Annotated in this window: 15 protein-coding genes and 1 pseudogene; 6 read left to right on the top strand and 10 right to left on the bottom strand. The window is 68.1% G+C overall.

All coding sequences use genetic code 11. The annotated features are described in order from the left end of the window. Positions 1 to 53 precede the first annotated feature (53 nt). A complete protein-coding gene (locus AWC19_RS27740) occupies positions 54 to 1,172 on the bottom strand; it encodes an LpqN/LpqT family lipoprotein (protein ID WP_085081273.1) in 1,119 nt (372 codons plus the stop codon). 184 nt (positions 1,173 to 1,356) lie between these two features. Here AWC19_RS27740 and leuS point away from each other — a divergent pair, with 184 nt between their 5' ends. Then, positions 1,357 to 4,266: a leucine--tRNA ligase gene (gene leuS / locus AWC19_RS27735; RefSeq protein WP_085081272.1), complete on the top strand. Its 2,910-nt coding sequence runs from the start codon at positions 1,357 to 1,359 to the stop codon at positions 4,264 to 4,266. Here the strand turns inward: leuS and AWC19_RS27730 are convergent. From AWC19_RS27730 to AWC19_RS27695, 9 genes and pseudogenes are all read right to left on the bottom strand, one after another. Continuing rightward, the gene (locus AWC19_RS27730) at positions 4,263 to 4,943 is read right to left on the bottom strand and encodes an SDR family oxidoreductase (RefSeq protein WP_085081271.1); all 681 of its coding nucleotides are present in this window, start codon (positions 4,941 to 4,943) and stop codon (positions 4,263 to 4,265) included. The two genes, leuS and AWC19_RS27730, sit on opposite strands and share 4 nt — an antisense overlap. Before the next feature lie 48 nt (positions 4,944 to 4,991). Beyond that, complete coding sequence (locus AWC19_RS27725) at positions 4,992 to 5,489, bottom strand: MarR family winged helix-turn-helix transcriptional regulator (protein ID WP_085081270.1); 498 nt, start codon at positions 5,487 to 5,489, stop codon at positions 4,992 to 4,994. Between the two features lie 64 nt (positions 5,490 to 5,553). Then, a complete protein-coding gene (locus AWC19_RS27720; protein ID WP_085081269.1) occupies positions 5,554 to 6,303 on the bottom strand; it encodes an amino acid ABC transporter ATP-binding protein in 750 nt (249 codons plus the stop codon). Next, on the bottom strand, positions 6,300 to 8,120 hold the full coding sequence (locus AWC19_RS27715) for an ABC transporter substrate-binding protein/permease (protein WP_085081268.1): 1,821 nt from the start codon (positions 8,118 to 8,120) through the stop codon (positions 6,300 to 6,302). The genes AWC19_RS27720 and AWC19_RS27715 overlap by 4 nt, the downstream gene beginning before the upstream one ends. A gap of 38 nt (positions 8,121 to 8,158) precedes the next feature. Next, a complete protein-coding gene (locus AWC19_RS27710; protein ID WP_085081267.1) occupies positions 8,159 to 8,899 on the bottom strand; it encodes a GntR family transcriptional regulator in 741 nt (246 codons plus the stop codon). Between the two features lie 121 nt (positions 8,900 to 9,020). Further along, a pseudogene (locus tag AWC19_RS31025) lies at positions 9,021 to 9,110 on the bottom strand (LLM class F420-dependent oxidoreductase); the annotation flags it as partial. A gap of 83 nt (positions 9,111 to 9,193) precedes the next feature. Continuing rightward, positions 9,194 to 10,093, bottom strand: a complete 900-nt coding sequence (locus AWC19_RS27705) for an alpha/beta fold hydrolase (RefSeq protein ID WP_085081288.1) — start codon at positions 10,091 to 10,093, stop codon at positions 9,194 to 9,196. 87 nt (positions 10,094 to 10,180) lie between these two features. Further along, a complete protein-coding gene (locus AWC19_RS27700) occupies positions 10,181 to 11,287 on the bottom strand; it encodes an inositol-3-phosphate synthase (protein ID WP_085081266.1) in 1,107 nt (368 codons plus the stop codon). Positions 11,288 to 11,349: 62 nt separating this feature from the next. Further along, a complete protein-coding gene (locus AWC19_RS27695) occupies positions 11,350 to 11,892 on the bottom strand; it encodes a PadR family transcriptional regulator (RefSeq protein ID WP_085081265.1) in 543 nt (180 codons plus the stop codon). Positions 11,893 to 12,248: 356 nt separating this feature from the next. On the opposite strand from AWC19_RS27695, the gene AWC19_RS27690 reads away from it, so the two are divergent. The 5 genes from AWC19_RS27690 to AWC19_RS27670 all read left to right on the top strand — a co-directional run. Then, complete coding sequence (locus tag AWC19_RS27690) at positions 12,249 to 12,680, top strand: DUF5318 domain-containing protein (protein ID WP_085081264.1); 432 nt, start codon at positions 12,249 to 12,251, stop codon at positions 12,678 to 12,680. 59 nt (positions 12,681 to 12,739) lie between these two features. Further along, positions 12,740 to 15,289 (top strand): transglycosylase domain-containing protein, encoded by a 2,550-nt coding sequence (locus AWC19_RS27685; RefSeq protein ID WP_085081287.1) that lies wholly within the window; start codon positions 12,740 to 12,742, stop codon positions 15,287 to 15,289. Continuing rightward, positions 15,286 to 16,941, top strand: coding sequence for a glycosyltransferase family 87 protein (locus AWC19_RS27680; protein WP_085081263.1), 1,656 nt, complete (start codon positions 15,286 to 15,288; stop codon positions 16,939 to 16,941). Before AWC19_RS27685 ends, AWC19_RS27680 begins: the two co-directional genes overlap by 4 nt. A 522-nt stretch (positions 16,942 to 17,463) precedes the next feature. Then, entirely contained in the window at positions 17,464 to 17,754 is a 291-nt protein-coding gene (rpsF, locus tag AWC19_RS27675) for a 30S ribosomal protein S6 (RefSeq protein WP_085081262.1), read from the top strand. Between the two features lie 95 nt (positions 17,755 to 17,849). Further along, a partial coding sequence (locus AWC19_RS27670) for a single-stranded DNA-binding protein (protein WP_142281452.1) occupies positions 17,850 to 18,243 on the top strand: 394 nt, incomplete at its 3' end.

The following is an 18,243-nucleotide window of genomic DNA, read 5'->3' as shown; positions in this document are numbered from 1 at the left end:
CCTCACAATACGAGGCCGCCTCCGGATGCGCGCACCCGGCTCCGACCGCGTTGTTAATGCCCTTGCAGGAACGAGAAATTCGGCAGCGGCGGCAGGCCGGGCACCATCGTCAGCAGGTTGGGGCGGGGCGCCGCCACCTGATTGGGCACGGCCGGCTGGTTCGAGGTCGCCACCTGACCGGGTGCGACCAACTGGTTGGGCGCGGCCACCTGTACCGGTGCGGCCGGCTGCGTGGGAAGCCCGACCGCCGCTCCGGCCGTCTGGGCCGGAAGTCCGACCGGCGCCGCGCCGGGGGTCTGCGCGGGCACCCCGACGGGGGCGGCTGTGCCGGATGTCGGGGCCACAGCGGGGGCGGCGGCGCCGGGCGCGGTCACCCGGAATCCGTTGACGATCGCGTCGGTGGCCGGCGCGTCGGCGACCGCCACCGCGCGGTCGGTGGTCACCGCCAGCGACACCAGGTACTTGTCGTGCCCGGAGGTGGCGATGACGTTGCGCCGCGAGGTGTTCAGCGTCATGTCGCCGTCGCGGTAGGTGCCCTCGATGATCGAGGACGGAAAACCGCCGAAGTCGGCCATGGACGCGTTGGTCGTCTGCCATGCCAGCAGCTTCTGGCTGTCGACGTAGCCGTGCGTGATGGCGTCCCTCGGGTCGAAGTCACCGACGAGCTTGTACACCACGACCTGCGCGTTCGACGTGTAGATGCTGCTGCCCTGCCGGTCGGCGATCACCGCGAACGCGTCCGGGACGTTCGGATCGGGCACCTGGGTCCAGCGGGGCGGCACCGGCAGCGTGATGTCCAGCGCCTTGAATCCCTGGGGCTTCTGCGGCTCCAGCCGAACGCCCTTGGCCTGCAGGTATTCCCGGATCGTGCCGGAGGCCGCCGGCGTTTGCGCCGTCGGCATGGTGGTCGCCGGCGCGGACACCACGGACCCGTTGGGTGGCGTGACTGCGTTGGCCGCGGGCGGGGTGGCGAGCAGCCTGCTGCTGGGAGGCTGTGCGGGCGCGGCGACGACGTTCTGGGGCGCCGCCACCGGCGCGGGGAGGACGGGGGCGGGCGGCGCCGGAAGCAAAGGATCGGCCGATGCGGTGGCGGCGGTGAACGCCGTCACACCGATCGCGCCGGCGACCAGACCTCCTGCGAGTACCCGCAACGGACGTGCGATCTGAATCAACTGCGTCGGTCCTTCCAATGGCCGGGGTACCAGCTCCCATGGCTAGACGCCGACTGTAACCAGTGGTCAAACGCGGTGAACAGGCCCGAAATAGAGCTGGGATGAACCTCTGACCCGTCGCAACGGAACTGAGACCATCCTGTGGCCGGCTGGCCCGCCGCGGGAGCCCTTATACCCTGTTCAGGTGACCGAATCCCCGACCGCCGCGCCCGGAAGCGTCCGCGGCGCCCCCGCGCCGGAGTCCGATGCGCCGCCCTACCGCTACACCGCGGGGTTGGCGGCCCGCATCGAAAGCACCTGGCAGAGCAACTGGGCCAGGCTGGGGACGTTCCACGTCCCCAACCCGGTCGGCGACCTCGCGCCCGCGGACGGAAACCCGGTGCCCGGCGACAAGTTGTTCGTGCAGGACATGTTCCCGTACCCGTCGGGGGAGGGCCTGCACGTCGGCCACCCGCTGGGCTACATCGCCACCGACGTCTACGCCCGTTACTTCCGAATGACCGGGCGTAATGTGCTGCACGCCTTAGGGTTTGACTCCTTCGGCCTGCCGGCCGAGCAGTATGCGGTGCAGACGGGAACCCACCCGCGCACCCGGACCGAGGCAAACATCGTCAACTTCCGGCGCCAGCTGGGTCGGCTCGGCCTGGGCCACGACAGCCGGCGCAGCTTCTCGACCACCGACGTCGAGTTCTACCGGTGGACCCAGTGGATATTCCTGCAGATCTATAACGCGTGGTTCGACACCGCGGCCAACAAGGCCCGTCCGATCGCCGAGCTGATCGCCGAATTGGATTCGGGCGCGCGCCGGCTGGACGATGGGCGCGAGTGGGCCGAGCTGTCGGCGGGGGAGCGGGCCGACGTGATCGACAGCCACCGCCTGGTGTACCGCGCCGATTCGATGGTCAATTGGTGTCCGGGGCTGGGCACGGTGCTGGCCAACGAGGAGGTCACCGCGGACGGTCGCAGCGACCGCGGCAACTTCCCGGTCTTCCGGAAACGGTTGCGGCAGTGGATGATGCGCATCACCGCCTATGCTGACAGACTGCTCGACGACCTGGACGTGCTGGACTGGCCCGAGCAGGTCAAGACGATGCAGCGCAACTGGATCGGCCGCTCCACCGGAGCCCAGGCGCTGTTCGCGGCCGCCAGAGCCGATGGCGCCCCGGTGGACATCGAGGTGTTCACAACCCGGCCCGACACGTTGTTCGGCGCCACCTACCTGGTGCTGGCCCCCGAGCATGACCTGGTCGACGACCTGGTGGCCACCGCATGGCCCGACGGCACCGATCCTTGTTGGACGTACGGCGCCGCCACCCCGGCCGAGGCCGTCGCGGCCTACCGCCGCGCGATCGCCGCCAAGTCGGACCTGGAGCGCCAGGAGAGCCGGGAGAAGACCGGCGTCTTCCTGGGCAGCTACGCCACCAACCCGGCGAACGGCAAACCGGTGCCGATCTTCATCGCCGACTACGTGCTCGCCGGCTACGGCACGGGGGCCATCATGGCGGTCCCCGGCCACGACCAGCGGGACTGGGACTTCGCCCATGAGTTTGGTCTGCCGATCGTGGAAGTGATTGCGGGAGGCGACGTTTCGCAGGCCGCGCATACGGGTGACGGCGTGCTGGTCAACTCCGGCTACCTCGACGGAATGGACGTGGCCGCGGCCAAGGCGGCCATCACCGCCCGGCTTGAGGCCGAGGGCCGAGGCCGGGCCCGTATCGAATTCAAGCTTCGTGATTGGCTTTTCGCGCGGCAGCGGTATTGGGGTGAGCCGTTCCCGATCGTCTACGACAGCGACGGACGCCCGCACGCCCTCGACGAGGCCGCGCTGCCGGTGGAGCTGCCGGATGTGCCGGACTATTCGCCGGTGCTGTTCGACCCCGACGACGCGGACAGCGAGCCGTCGCCGCCGCTGGCCAAGGCCACCGACTGGGTGCACGTCGAGCTGGATCTGGGCGACGGCCTGAAGCCCTACACCCGCGACACCAACGTGATGCCGCAGTGGGCCGGCAGCTCCTGGTACGAACTGCGCTACACCGATCCGCACAACGCGGAACGGTTCTGCGCCAAGGAAAACGAAGCCTACTGGATGGGGCCGCGGCCCGCCGAGCATGGCCCGGATGACCCCGGTGGCGTCGACCTGTACGTAGGCGGCGCCGAGCATGCGGTGCTGCACCTGCTGTATGCGCGGTTCTGGCACAAGGTGTTATACGACCTGGGCCACGTCAGCTCCCGGGAGCCCTACCGCAGGCTGGTCAACCAGGGCTACATCCAGGCCTTCGCCTACACCGACGCCCGCGGGTCGTACGTGCCGGCCGAGCGGGTGATCGAGCGCGGAAACAAGTTCTTCTACCCGGCCCCCGAGGGGGAGATCGAGGTCTTCCAGGAATTCGGGAAAATCGGTAAGAGCCTGAAGAATTCGATCTCGCCGGACGAGATCTGCGACGAGTACGGCGCCGACACGCTGCGGGTCTACGAGATGTCGATGGGCCCGCTGGAGGCGTCCCGGCCGTGGGCCACCAAGGACGTCGTGGGCGCCCACCGGTTCCTGCAGCGGGTGTGGCGGCTGGTGATCGACGAGCAGACCGGCGAGCTGCGCGTGGCCGACCAAGCCGACGAACAGCTGGATACCGCGACGTTGCGGGCGCTGCACCGCACCATCGCCGGTGTATCCGAAGACTATGCGGCGCTGCGCAATAACACTGCGGCGGCCAAGCTCATCGAGTACACCAACCACCTCACCAAGCAACACCGCAACGCGGTGCCCCGCGCGGCGGTCGAGCCGCTGGTGCTGATGCTGGCGCCGCTGGCCCCGCACCTGGCCGAGGAGCTGTGGCTGCGGCTGGGACACACCACGTCGCTGGCGCACGGGCCCTTCCCGCGGGCCGACCCCGCCTATCTCGTCGACGACACCGTCGAATACCCCGTACAGGTCAACGGCAAGGTACGTGGGCGGATCGTGGTGGCCGCCGACGCCGACGAGGACACACTCAAAGCCGCTGCCATGGCTGACGACAAGGTCCAGGCGTTTTTGGCCGGCGCCACGCCGCGCAAGGTGATCGTGGTCCCCGGGCGCCTGGTCAACCTGGTCGTCTAAACGCGCCTAAGGCCCCGGGGCCGAAGCACCACCTCGTGGACGTGCCCGTCGGCGGGTGTGGCCACCGCGTCGGCGACCGCCGCCGCGACGGTTTCGGGCCTCAAGAACTCGGCGGGGTCGTATTGGCCCCCTTCGAACGCGACGAGTTCGCGCTGCATCTCGGTGTCGGTGCGGCCGGGGTAGACCGTGGTCACGCGCAGGTCCGGCTCGCCGTCGCGCAGCGAGTCGGCGAACGCGCGCAGCGCGAACTTGCTCGCCGAATAGGACGCCATGGTGGGCGACGCCTTGCGCCCGGCGCCGGAGTTGATGAACACGACGTGACCACCGGCACTGCGCAGCGCCGGCAGCAGGGCCAGCGTAAGCGCCACCGCCCCAAAGACATTGACCGCGAACGTGGCACGCCACTGGTCGACGTCCGATTCGGCGACACGGCCGGGGATCGACACCCCCGCGTTGTGCACCAGGACGTCGAGTTCGTCGACGATTTCGCACGCCGCCTCGATCGCTGCGGGATCGGTCAGGTCCAGCGGAAAAGTGGTGGCGTCGAGCCGCTCGGCGACGGCGTCGAGGCGGTCGGACGGCCGGCCCGCCAGCAACAGGGTGTGCGTCGGTGAGAGCGCGGTGGCGATGGCCGAGCCGATGCCGCCGCTCGCGCCGGTGATGAGTGCAGTTGGCATGTCCCCTAGCCTACGGATGACGCTAATCCCGTTGCAGCAAAGGGGCTTTCACGCCTGCTTGCGCGCCGGCGGCTCTCCCGCGGCGCCCGACTCGCCGGCGGCCAGGCGGTCCAGTGGCGGCAGCGCCTTCGTGAGGGTTTCCAGGTCGGACGGTGGCAGTTGGCTGAGCATCGCGGCCAGCGCGGCGTGCCGATTGGCCAGAGATTCGCCGTGCACGGCCCGACCTCGAGGCGTGATGTCGACGAGCACGGCCCGCAGGTCGGACGGATCGCGGGAGCGTTTGACCAGCCCGATTTTCTCCAGGCGACGGATCGCGACGGTTGTGGTCGGGGTCCGTACCCGCTCGTGCGCCGCCAGGTCGGTCATCCGCATGGGCCCCTGGTCGAGCAACGTCACCAAAATCGACAGCTGCGCCAACGTCAGGTCCCCGGCGACCACGCCGCTCGGGTCCCCGCGCCGCAGAATCGAAAACAATTTGGACAGCGCACGGTGCAAACCTTCCGCAAGCTCCGTCACCTCGGGTGCGGTCGATTCGCTGTCCGCCATAAGTCGGGAGTCTAACCCGATATTGGTGGCGTACAAGGTAGCTATCGCGGGCCAGTTATAAGCGTCAAAGCACTTGGGACAGGAAACGCTGCAGCCGCTCGGTCTTAGCGGCTTCGAATATCTGCTCGGGCCGCCCCGATTCCACGACTTTGCCGTTGTCCATGAAAACGACCGTATCCGACGCGGACCGCGCAAATCCCATTTCGTGGGTGACCACGACCATGGTCATTCCATCGCGCCCCAGGTCGGCGATCAATTGCAGAATCCCCTTCACCATTTCGGGGTCCAGCGCCGACGTCGCCTCGTCGAAAAACATCACCTGCGGGGCCATCGCCAGCGCACGCGCGATCGCCACGCGCTGCTGCTGGCCGCCGGACAGCGTGCCGGGGCGGGCAGCGGCCTTGTGCTTCAGGCCAACTCGGTCCAGCTGAGCGAGCGCGAGCTCTTGCGCGGCGTCGTTGGACAGTCCACGCAACTTGCGCGGTGCCAGCGCAACGTTTTTCAGCACGCTCAGGTGCGGGAACAGATTGAAGTGTTGAAACACCATGCCGATGCGCTGCCGGAGCCGGTTGGGATCGTCGCGCAACACCGACCGGCCGTCCAGCAGGATGTCGCCACTGTCGGGCTCGTGCAGCCGGTTCAGGGTGCGCAGCAGCGTCGACTTACCCGACCCGGACGGCCCGACGATAGCGACCGTGCTGCCCGCGGGGGCTTTTAGGTCGACGCCGCGCAGCACCGCCGTCCCGCCCAACGTTTGGTGAATCCCCTTGGCTTCCAAAGAAACCGGCGCGCGGGCCGCGGCTTCGGCGGTCACGTGATCTCCTGGCCCAGCGCGGGCGTGAGCAGGTGCGCCGGCTCGCCCTGCTGCGCGGCGCTGCTGCCGCGGCGCAGCCGGTTGTCGATGTAATTCACCAAATGCGTTAACGGAACGGTCAATATCAGGTAGAACAGGCCGGCGGCCACCAGCGGCGACAGGCTACCGGTTTGCGCGTTGAGGTCCCGGCCCACCTGGAAGAGCTCACGCTGACCGGCGATCAGGCCAAGGAAGTACACCAGCGCCGAGGCCTTCAACAGCCCGATGGCCTGATTCACCAGTGCCGGCAACACCCGCCGTATCCCCTGCGGCACCACCACCAGCCGCATCGCCGCCGGATAGCTGAATCCCAGCGCGCGGGACGCTTCCAGCTGACCGGGGTCGACGCTCTGGATGCCCGCGCGCAGGATCTCGCCGATGTAGGCCGCGGCCATCAGGCCCAAGGCGACGATGCCCAGTGGGTAGGGATCGTTGTCGGTCAGCCCACTCACCAACGGCCCCAGCCCCATCCCGATGATCAGGATGATCACCACCTCGGGAAGGCCGCGGAAGATGTCGGTGTACACCCGTGCCGGCCAGCGCAGCCAGCGTTTGTGCGAGATTCCGGCGATCGCGAGCACCATGCCCAGCGCCAGGCCGATGACGAGGGCGCTGTTGGTCAGGATCAGCGTGTTGGGCAGCCCCGTGGTGAACAAGGTGGGGATGGCCTGCCGATACAGATCCCAGTCGAGGAACGAGTCGCGCAGCTGGGCGAGCGTTGATTTCGGCGCGGCCGGGCCCACCTCCTTGTGGTGCTGGCTGGCGGCGATCGCGGCGAAGTCCGGCAGGTGGGGCGCGGGCGCGGCCTTAGACCCGGGTCGCCATCCCGGCGGCAACGCCCGAGGCACCCACTGGGAGTACAGGTTCGCCCAGGTACCGTCGGCGATCACGGCGTCCAGCCCGGCGTTGAGGGCATCGACCAGGGGCTGGTTGTCCTTGGCGACCGCATAGGCGATGAAGTCGCCCGGGGTGAAGGCGTTCGCGACCACCACCGCCGGGTCGCCCGGCCGCATCAAGGTGGCCGCGAGGGTGCCGGGTGCCACCCACGCGTCGAGCTGCCGCATCTTGAGGTTGGCATACAGCGTGGCAAAGCCCGGGTACTTCACCGGTTGCAGGTGCAACGTGTTGACGACGTACGACTCCTCGACGGTGCCCTGGACCACGCCGATGCGCTGGTCGGCCGCAAGGTCACCGAAGTTGTGGATGGCCGAGCCGGGCGGCACCACCAGCGAGTAGAAGCCGAAGTCGTAGCCGTTGGTGAAGGCGACGGTGCGACGCCGCGCGTCGGTGGCTTTCACCGACGCCGAGCCGACGTCGAAGCGCCGGGAAGCCACTTGGGCGAGCAGCGCCGAGAAATCCGTGCTGACGAAGCGGACCTGCAGGCCGAGCTTGGCCGCGATGGCTTTGAGCAACTGGTTGTCAAAGCCGCTGAATTCGCCGGTGGGATTGACGCAGATGTTGGGCGGGGCGTCCGACAGCGTGCCGACGGTCAGCACACCGGGATCGCCCAGCCCCAACGCGTCGACGCGGACCGCGCTCAACGGTTCGACGCCCGGAGTGGTGTGCTGGTCGTCCAGGCCCATGGTCGGGGCCTCGGTCAAATTTTTAGGCAAGGCGGTCGCGGCGCTCAAACCGGCTGGCGCGCACTGGTTTATGTCGGCGGCCGCCGGCGCCGCGAGGGGAGACGACGCGACCCCGCACACAAGCACCGTCGTCGCGGCCACTGCGAGCAGTTTTCCCCCCGGGCGCCTCGTGCGCCGGCCCACGCACAGATTCATCACCGCCACCGTATCGGCACGGCGGCGATCCGGCTCGTTTAGAGCGCGACGGACGGCTCGCTGCGGGTCCGGTCGGCACCCGCGAACACGCCGAGGTTGCCCGGAACGACCTGGCCGATGTCGTCGGGCGCCGAAAAGACCCTGCGCCGAAACAGTTCGGCCAGCATCGTCTGAGCCATCAGGTTCGACCGGCTGACGCACGCGGCGCGCGCGCTTTCGGGGTCACGCCGCTGTATTGCCGAGGTTTCGTCCTCGTAGAACGGCAGCATCTCGTCGCGGCCGCACTGATAAGTCATCCAGAAGACCCGGGGGATGAGGTTCTGCGAGGCGCGGATCGTGGCGTGCAGCCGCGGGCCGGCGTATTCGTCGTTGATCGTGCGCCGATATTCCGCGGCGATCTCCGAGAAGGCCCGCGCTTCCTTGGCCGCACGCAACGATCGCATGAGCGCGTCGAGCTGTCCGAGGATCCGTGGGGTGGGGTTGGCGGCGGCGCGCGCCGAGGCGATGCCGTTGAGCAGGCCGTCGAGCTCGTGGTGTTCCAGGACGGTCGCCTCGTCGAACCGCTCGACGAAGGCGCCCCGGTGATAGCGGGTGGACACGATTCCATCGTGTTCAAGCTGGACGAGCGCCTCCTGAATGGGGACGCGGCTGACTCCCAAGCCGATGGCGATCTCGTTGCGGTCGACGCGGTCCCCGCTGCGCAACTTTCCGGTCAGCACCAGGTTCAAAATGTGCGAAACGACCTGGTCCTTTTCTTTGATCCCGTATTTTTTTGGCATCCGTTTCTTGAGTGCCTTCCACGCGTGATTGCGGCCATCCGGCGCTGAGAGTTTCTCATGACTTGGCGCGTTCGTTAAGGTGTTTGGCCGATGAACTGGAGGCGAACGGAAGTCGGCCGAGCTAACGGTTATCGCGCCACTTGCACAGCGCCTCGGCGGCGCTGAGGCGGTGATCGGGGCCGCCGCCGCCGACGGTCGGCAGCGTGACGCCGCGCGACGTTTGCTCGGCCCTAGTTGAATGCGATGTCGCCGATACGAACGCCGGTGCCGGAAGTCATACGACCTCCGTAAGCCTCAACGCGCGAGCACCCCGCGCAGCAGGTCGATCAGCGCGCGCGGCTGGTCGCTTTGTACCGAATGGCCCGAGTTTTCGACGACGTGCACCGCGCGGAAATTGCTTGCGCGCCTGGCGAGTTCGGCCGCATCGTCGTCGCTGACGAAGCCCGACGAGCCACCGCGGATGAGGGTGATCGGCGCGGACAACCTGTCGACGTCGTCCCACAATCCCTCGAAGTCCGGGAAGGTGCGGATGGCGTCGTAACGCCACGCCCACTTGCCGTTGTCGAGGCGGCGGGAATTGTGGAAGACGCCGCGGCGCAGCGCCTTCACCTCGCGGTGTGGCGCGGCGGCGACGGTCAAATCCAGCATGGCCTGAAAGCTGTCGAACTCCCGCTCGCCGTGCATCAACGCCACGGTGCCCTGCTGCTCCTTGGTCATCTCGGAGTGCCGCTGCAAGGCCGACGGGGTGACGTCGATCAGCACCAGTTCGTTGACCAGCTCGGGCGCCACCGCGCCGAGACGAAGCGCGGTCAGCCCGCCCAGCGACATGCCGACCACGAGATCGGCGCTCGGCGCGTACTCCCGCAGGGCGGGCAGCACGGCGTCGGCGTTTTGCCGCGGGGAGTAGTCGCCGTCCTCACGCCAGGCCGAATGGCCGTGCCCGGGCAGGTCGACGGCCAGCGCGGGCTCGCCGAGACCGACGATCACGGTGTCCCAGGTGTGGGCGTTCTGCCCGCCGCCGTGCAGAAAGACGATGCGCGGGGGAGCGGAACCCCAGCGCAGCGCGCTGATGTCGCCTGCGTCCACCCGCTTGACCGGCGGAAGCGGGCCGTCGACGCCGGCCTGCTCAGCGTTCTCCGACAGCAGCGAAAACTCGGACAGCCCGGCCAGTTCGTCTTCGGAAATCTCCGTCACGAAGACCAGGCTAGCGACCCGCGAAAATGCAACCGGCGGCACATTTCAGAAGGGCTGTCGCCAGTTGCACTTTCGCGGGGCGAACGGTTAGGCCCCGGTAATGAACTCTTCGAGCTGCGCCCGCGCGACGTCGTCGGGCAACTGCTTCGGGGGGCTCTTCATCAGGTAGGCGGACGCGGGGACGACCGGGCCGCCGATGCCGCGGTCCTTGGCGATCTTGGCCGCCCGCACCGCGTCGATGATGACGCCGGCCGAGTTCGGCGAGTCCCACACCTCGAGCTTGTACTCCAGGTTCAGCGGCACGTCGCCGAACGCGCGGCCCTCGAGCCGCACGTAGGCCCATTTGCGGTCGTCGAGCCAGCCCACGTGGTCGGACGGGCCGATGTGCACGTCCTTGGTCTTGAACTCGCGCTGCAGGTTCGAGGTGACCGCCTGGGTCTTGGAAATCTTCTTGGACTCCAGCCGCTCGCGCTCGAGCATGTTGAGGAAGTCCATGTTGCCGCCCACGTTGAGCTGCATGGTGCGGTCCAACTGCACGCCCCGGTCCTCGAACAGCTTCGCCAGCACCCGGTGGGTGATCGTGGCACCGACCTGGCTCTTGATGTCGTCACCGACGATCGGCACCCCGGCGTCGGCGAACTTCTTGGCCCACACGGGGTCGGAGGCGATGAACACCGGCAGCGCGTTGACGAACGCGACCCCGGCGTCGATGGCGCACTGGGCGTAGAACTTGTCGGCCTCCTCGGAGCCCACCGGCAGGTACGACACCAGCACGTCAACCCGGGCTTCCTTGAGCACCTGCACCACGTCGACGGGTTCGACGTCGGAAAGCTCGATGGTGTCGGCGTAGTACTTGCCGATGCCGTCGAGGGTGGGCCCGCGCTGCACCACCACGTTGGTGGGCGCGACGTCGGCGATCTTGATCGTGTTGTTCTCCGACGCGAAGATGGCGTCGGACAGGTCGAAGCCGACCTTCTTCGCGTCCACGTCGAACGCGGCCACGAACTTGACGTCGCGGACGTGGTACGGGCCGAACCGCACGTGCATGAGGCCCGGCACCGTCGACGTCTCGTCGGCGTTCTGGTAGTACTCGACGCCCTGAACCAGCGAAGACGCGCAGTTTCCGACGCCGACGATGGCGACTCGCACCTCCGACTGCGCCTCCGGCGCCCCAAACGGCTTGTGGTCACTCATAGGGCGTTCTCCTCACTTCAATACTTTTTGTCTTGGTGTTTCGTGTCGGTTCGTGCAGGGGTTTATGTCTGTTCGGAAAGGCCGGGCATGGCGCGCTCGGCGGCAATCAGCTCGTTGAGCCACTTGACCTCCCGCTCGCTGGACTCCAGCCCGAGCTGGTGCAGCTGCCGGGTGTAGCGGTCGAACGAGCTGCTAGCTCGCGCCACCGCCTCCCGCAGACCTTCGCGCCGCTCCTCGACCTGACGGCGGCGGCCTTCCAGGATGCGCATCCGCGCCTCCGCCGGTGTGCGGTTGAAGAACGCCAGGTGGACCCCGAAGCCGTCGTCGGTGTAGTTGTGCGGACCGGTGTCGGCCACCAACTCACTGAAGCGACGGCGACCCGCGTCGGTCAGCTGGTAGACCCGCCGGGCGCGCCGCACCGGGGTCCCGGCGGGGGCGGCGTTCTCGGCGATCAGCCCTTGGGCCTGCATGCGCCGCAGGGCCGGGTACAACGAGCCATACGAGAATGCCCGGAACGCGCCGAGCAATCCCGTCAGCCGCTTGCGCAGCTCGTAGCCGTGCATGGGCGATTCGATGAGGAGCCCCAGGATGGCAAGCTCAAGCAACGATTCACCCCCTTTGCATGGCTGTGTGCCCGAACGATTTAGCGGTCCGACGCCTCGCGCAATAGTATCGCCTCGATATATTCGCCACAACACCACCTGGCGTTGGCGCGATGTTAGTCACCGCGTTGCCGGGGCGTTAACCGCCCGCGGCGGGGGCCCCTTGTGCCGGCGGCATGTTTGCCTGAAGGCGCCGTCGTCGGCCAGAAGGCCGCACCCGAGTCATGTACGGGGTGTCCGGCGCGCCGAGCGCAAGTCCGCGCCGGCGCTCGTCGAAGTCCGGCGTGGGTTCGGCGCCGCGACGTGCGGCGCCCTCGGTTGCGTGTCGGTCGCCCGGGTGGCCACGTACTCTGGTCAGCGTGCGACTGCAGCGACAGGTGGTGGACTACGCGCTTCGGCGGCGCTCGCTGCTCGCCGAGGTCTACTCCGGCCGGACCGGAGTGACCGAGGTCTGTGACGCCAACCCATATTTGCTGCGCGCGGCCAAGTTTCATGGGAAGCCTAGCCAGGTGATGTGCCCGATCTGCCGAAAGGAGCAACTGACCCTGGTCTCGTGGGTGTTCGGTGACCATCTGGGTGCGGTGTCGGGCTCGGCGCGCACGGCCGAGGAATTGGTGATGTTGGCGACGCGCTTCGAGGAGTTTTCGGTCCACGTGGTCGAGGTGTGCCGCACCTGCAGTTGGAACCACTTGGTGAAGTCGTACGTGATGGGTGCCGCACGCCCGGCTCCTCCTCCGCGGGGCACCCGGACGGCGCGCAACGGCGCCCGAACGGCCGCGGAACCGACTTGAGCAACGAGGGGCGCCCGGACCCGCCGTCGCGTGACGCGAACGGAAAGGCGACCGAGGACGTGGCCAAGCACACCAATACCGGCCGGCCGGCCAATCCTGGCCGTCCGCTTCGCCCCGACGACCGGTTGACGACGGTGCTGCCGCCGGTCATCGACGACCGGTCACCCCGGCGCCGCGACCCGATCGAGGAGGTCAAGGCTGCGCTGGACAGCCCGGCCGCGGCGCCGGCGCCGCAGCGGGACCCGCTCGACGAGGTCAGGGCCGCGCTGGACGGGCGCGCCGCAACGCCTCCGCGACGCGGCGGGCCGGTGCCCGGCGGCCCACCGCAGGGGCCGCCGCCCCCACCCGGGCGCCCCGGCGGGACCGGCGCACCGGGAGGCCGGCCGCCCCGGCCGGGGGCGGGCTGGAGCTGGGTAAACCAGATCAACTGGTTGTGGGTGCGACGGGCGGCGTACTTGAGCGCGGCGGTGCTCGTATTGCTGCCGATCGTCACCTTCACCATGGCGTACTTCATCGTCGACATCCCCAAGCCGGGCAACATCCGCACCAACCAGGTCTCGACCATCCTGGCCAGCGACGGCTCGGAGATCGCGAAAATCGTTCCGCCCGAAGGCAACCGGGTCGACGTCAATATCAGCCAGGTACCGGTGCACGTGCGCCAGGCCGTGATCGCCGCCGAAGACCGCAACTTCTATTCCAATCCCGGGTTCGACTTCACCGCTCTCGTCCGCGCGATGAACAACAACCTTTTCGGCCATGGCGACCTGCAGGGCGGCTCGACGATCACCCAGCAGTACGTGAAGAATGCGCTCGTCGGCTCGGCCCAACACGGTCTCAGCGGCCTGATGCGCAAGGCCAAGGAGTTGGTGATCGCCACCAAGATGTCGGGGGAGTGGTCCAAAGACGATATCTTGCAAGCGTATTTGAACATCATCTACTTCGGCCGCGGCGCCTACGGCATTTCGGCCGCCGCCAAGGCCTATTTCGACAAGCCGGTCGAACAGCTCACCGTCGCCGAGGGGGCGCTGCTGGCGGCGTTGATCCGGCGGCCGTCTTCGCTGGACCCCGCCGTCGACCCCAAAGGCGCGACCGATCGCTGGAACTGGGTGCTCGACGGCATGGTGGAAACCAAGGCCCTCTCGCCGAGCGACCGTGCCGCACAGGTCTTCCCGCCGACGGTGCCACCCGATCTCGCCCGCGCGCAGAACCAGACCACTGGCCCCAACGGGCTGATCGAGCGCCAGGTGACCAAGGAGCTGATGGAGCTGTTCAACATCGACGAACAGACCCTGAACACCCAGGGGCTCCAGGTCACCACCACGATCGATCCGAAGGCCCAGCAGTCCGCCGAGAAGGCGGTGTCGAAATACCTCGACGGGCAGGACCCGGACATGCGCAGCGCCGTCGTCTCCGTCGACCCGCACAACGGCGCGATACGCGCCTACTACGGCGGCGCCGACGCCAACGGCTTCGACTTCGCCCAGGCCGGGCTGCAGACCGGATCGTCGTTCAAGGTGTTCGCGCTGGTGGCCGCCCTCCAACAAGGCATCGGCCTGGGCTACCAGGTCGACAGCTCCCCGCTGACCGTGGACGGGATCAAGATCACCAACGTCGACGGCGAGAGCTGCGGCACCTGCAATATCGCAGAGGCGCTTAAGCTTTCGCTCAACACGGCCTATTACCGGCTGATGCTCAAGCTAAAGGGTGGCCCGCAGGCGGTCGCCGACGCCGCGCATCAGGCCGGCGTGGCAACCAGCTTCCCCGGCGTGCCGCACACGCTGTCCGAGGACGGCAAGGGCGGCCCGCCCAACAACGGAATCGTGCTGGGCCAGTACCAAACCCGGCCGATCGACATGGCTTCGGCGTACGCCACGCTGGCCGCGTCGGGCGTCTACCACCGGCCGCACCTGGTGCAGAAGGTGGTCAACTCCGAGGGCCAGGTTCTTTTTGATGCCGGCGGCTCGGACAACGCCGGCGAGCAGCGCATCGACAAGGGAGTCGCGGACAACACCACCGCCGCGATGCAGCCCATCGCCGGCTATTCGCGCGGCCACAACCTCGCCGGCGGACGCCCGTCGGCGGCCAAGACCGGCACGGTGCAATTGGGCGACACCAAGGCCAACAAAGACGCGTGGATGGTCGGATACACGCCGTCCCTGTCGACGGCCGTGTGGGTGGGCACCGTTGCCGACAATGTGCCGCTCGTAACATCCTCGGGCGCAGAGGTTTACGGCTCCGGCCTGCCGTCGGACATCTGGAAGTCGACGATGGACGGGGCCCTGAAGGGCACACCCAACGAAAGCTTCCCCAAACCGAGCGAAATCGGCGGTTACGCGGGGGTGCCCGCCGCGCCGCCCCCGCCGCCGGCGCCGCCTTCGGAGACGGTGATCCAGCCGACGATCGAGGTGGCGCCCGGGATCACGATTCCGGTCGGGCCGCCCACGACGATCACCAACGCGCCCCCGCCTCCCGGCGGCTTTCAGCCGGGCGGCACGCCACCCGGCGGCGCCCAGCCCGGTGGCCCGTTCCAGGGCGGCAATCAGCCGGGCGGTCCCTACCAGGGCGGCGTCCCGCCCGGTGGGCCGCAAGCTCCGCCGCCGCCACCGTGACCGAAGCCCAGCGGGAAGGCGCGACGATCTCACCGGTGCCCCTGGCCGCCGATCTGCGCAGCGCCGACAACCGGGATTGCCCCAGCCGCAGCGACGTTTTGGGCGCGGCCCTGGCCGAGGTCGTGGGGGGTCCGGTCGGCCGGCACGCGCTGATCGGGCGGAACCGCGTGATGACCCCGGTGCGCGTCATGTTCTTGATCACGCTGGTGTTCTTGGCGCTGGGCTGGTCGACGAAGGCGGCCTGCCTGCAGAGCACGGGCGGCGGTTCGGGCGACCAGCGGGTGGCCAATTGGGAAAACCAGCGCGCGTACTACGAGTTGTGCTACTCCGATACGGTCGCCCTCTACAACGCGGAGTTGTTGAACCAGGGCAAATTTCCGTACAAGTCCAGCTGGATAGAGACCGACCCGAGCGGCGCGCCGCAGACCCGCTACGACGGGCAGCCCGCGGTGCGGTACATGGAGTATCCGGTGGTGACCGGCATCTATCAGTACGTGTCGATGGCGTTGGCGAAGACCTACACCGCGCTGACCAAGGTCGCGCCCCTGCCTGTGGTCGCCGAGGTGGTGATGTTCTTCGACGTCGCGGCGTTCGGGTTGGCGTTGGCCTGGCTGGCGACGGTGTGGGCAACCGCCGGCCTGTCGGGCAGGCGCGTCTGGGACGCGGCCCTGGTGGGCGCCTCGCCGTTGCTGATCTTTCAGATATTCACCAATTTCGACGCGCTGGCAACGGCTTTCGCGGTCGGTGGCCTGCTGGCGTGGGCACGGCGAAAACCCGTGCTCGCCGGCGTGCTGATCGGGTTGGGCGCCGCGGCCAAGCTCTTCCCGCTGTTGCTTCTGGGACCGATGCTGGTGTTGGGCATCCGGACCGGGCGCTTGGGCGCCTTCGGCCGGGCCGCCGCAGCGACGCTGGCGACGTGGCTGTTGGTCAATCTTCCGGTGCTCGTCCTCTTTCCGCGGGGATGGTCGGAGTTCTTCCGCCTCAACACCCGCCGCGGCGACGACATGGACTCGTTGTACAACGTGGTGAAGTCATTCACCGGCTGGCCCGGCTTCGATCCGAAGCTCGGTTTCTGGGAGCCGCCGACGGTGCTGAACGCCGTCGTCGCCGTGTTGTTCACGCTGTGCTGTGCGGCAATAACGTACATCGCGCTCACCGCTCCGCGGCGCCCACGGCTGGCCCAGCTGGCGTTCTTGGTGGTGGCGGCCTTTTTGTTGACCAACAAGGTGTGGAGCCCGCAGTTTTCGCTGTGGCTGGTGCCGCTGGCGGTGTTGGCCTTGCCGCATCGACGAATCCTGTTGGCTTGGATGACAATCGACGCGCTGGTGTGGGTGCCGCGGATGTATTTTCTGTACGGCGATCCGAACCGGGGGCTTCCCGAGCAGTTCTTCACCACGACGGTATTGCTGCGTGACATCGCCGTGATGGCGCTGTGCGCGTTGGTGATTCGGCGGATCTACCGGCCCGACGAGGACCTGGTGCGCTGGGGCGGACGGGTGGACGACCCGTCGGGCGGACCCTTCGACCGTGCCCACGACGCGCCGCCGCGTTGGCTGCCCGGCTGGCTGCATCCACGCGGCGCGCGACGGTCGGCCCCGGGCGCGCCCGAGGCAGCCACCCGAATCGAAGTCGACACTCATGCGGTCGACTAGAGCCAATTCACAATCGGAATTCGCCGTCCGGTAACCAACCCTTCCCCTGGCCTGCACCCGCGCGCAGAACCATCTGGTCGACTGCTGCGCGCCGCGAGAAGGAGAAGCCGGATGTTCACTTGCCCCCGAGGCTCGATCGGCTTTGCTGGGGCGGCGGTGCTGATGACTGCGCTGTTGCTCGCAGCGTGCGGTCAAAGCGCCGACGCCAGCAGGAGCGGCAACGGGTCCGGCGGCGGCCGCAACCCCGACCGAGGCGGAGGTCGCCGCGTTCCGGGCGCAACCCGGCGCCGACGCCGCGGTCAGGCTGCGACGCTGGGACGACAACGCGAAGGATCCCCGCGGCCCGCAGCTCACCGTGGCCGAGGTGCTGGACGCCTACGACAGGCTGACCGCCTGACGCCTGAGAGCGATTTCGCAGCTCAGTGGCGATTGCTGTAGCCTGGTGCGGTTGCCGACGCAGGCGACCCTCCTGCCACGGACCGACCGTGGCCGCTCAAGACCAGAGGAGGTGGTGAGGTTTCCATGCGTCCATACGAAATCATGGTCATTCTCGACCCCACGCTCGACGAACGCACCGTGGCCCCGTCCCTGGAGGCGTTCCTCAACGTCGTCCGCAAGGACGGCGGAACCGTCGACAAGGTCGACATCTGGGGCAAGCGCCGGCTGGCCTACGAGATCGCCAAGCACGCCGAGGGCATTTACGTCGTCATCGACCTCAAGGCCGAGCCGGCCACGGTCAGCGAGCTCGATCGCCAACTCAGCCTGAACGAGTCGGTGTTGCGCACCAAGGTGATGCGCACCGACAAGCACTGACTGTCCGCCGTCGGCGCCGCTGCGTACGCTCAGCGAGACCCTAATGACCACTCACCGATTCCAGGCGATGCCCCGGGCGGAACGAGGAGGAAACTGTGGCTGGTGACACCACTATCACCGTTGTCGGCAACCTGACCGCTGACCCCGAACTCCGGTTCACTCCGTCGGGTGCTGCCGTGGCGAATTTCACCGTCGCGTCCACGCCTCGGATCTACGACCGGCAGAGCGGCGAATGGAAGGACGGCGAGGCGCTGTTCTTGCGGTGCAACATCTGGCGGGAGGCCGCGGAGAACGTGGCGGAGAGCCTCACCCGTGGCGCCAGGGTCATCGTCACCGGGCGGCTCAAGCAGCGTTCCTTCGAGACCCGCGAAGGCGAGAAGCGCACCGTGGTCGAGGTCGAGGTCGACGAGATCGGCCCCTCCCTGCGGTACGCCACCGCTAAGGTCAACAAGGCGAGCCGCAGCGGCGGCGGCGGGGGCGGCTTCCACG

The sequence above is a fragment of the Mycobacterium palustre genome (assembly GCF_002101785.1).
GTDB lineage: Bacteria > Actinomycetota > Actinomycetes > Mycobacteriales > Mycobacteriaceae > Mycobacterium > Mycobacterium palustre.
This window is presented reverse-complemented; position numbering and strand designations above follow the sequence as displayed.

What these genes read in the sequence shown, in the direction of transcription:
- rpsF (WP_085081262.1), top strand. Translation starts at nt 17,464, where the DNA reads ATGCGTCCATACGAAATCATGGTCATTCTCGACCCCACGCTCGACGAA.
- AWC19_RS27710 (WP_085081267.1), bottom strand. Translation starts at nt 8,899, where the DNA reads ATGCCAAAAAAATACGGGATCAAAGAAAAGGACCAGGTCGTTTCGCAC.
- AWC19_RS27730 (WP_085081271.1), bottom strand. Translation starts at nt 4,943, where the DNA reads ATGCCAACTGCACTCATCACCGGCGCGAGCGGCGGCATCGGCTCGGCC.
- AWC19_RS27700 (WP_085081266.1), bottom strand. Translation starts at nt 11,287, where the DNA reads ATGAGTGACCACAAGCCGTTTGGGGCGCCGGAGGCGCAGTCGGAGGTG.
- AWC19_RS27725 (WP_085081270.1), bottom strand. Translation starts at nt 5,489, where the DNA reads ATGGCGGACAGCGAATCGACCGCACCCGAGGTGACGGAGCTTGCGGAA.
- AWC19_RS27715 (WP_085081268.1), bottom strand. Translation starts at nt 8,120, where the DNA reads ATGAATCTGTGCGTGGGCCGGCGCACGAGGCGCCCGGGGGGAAAACTG.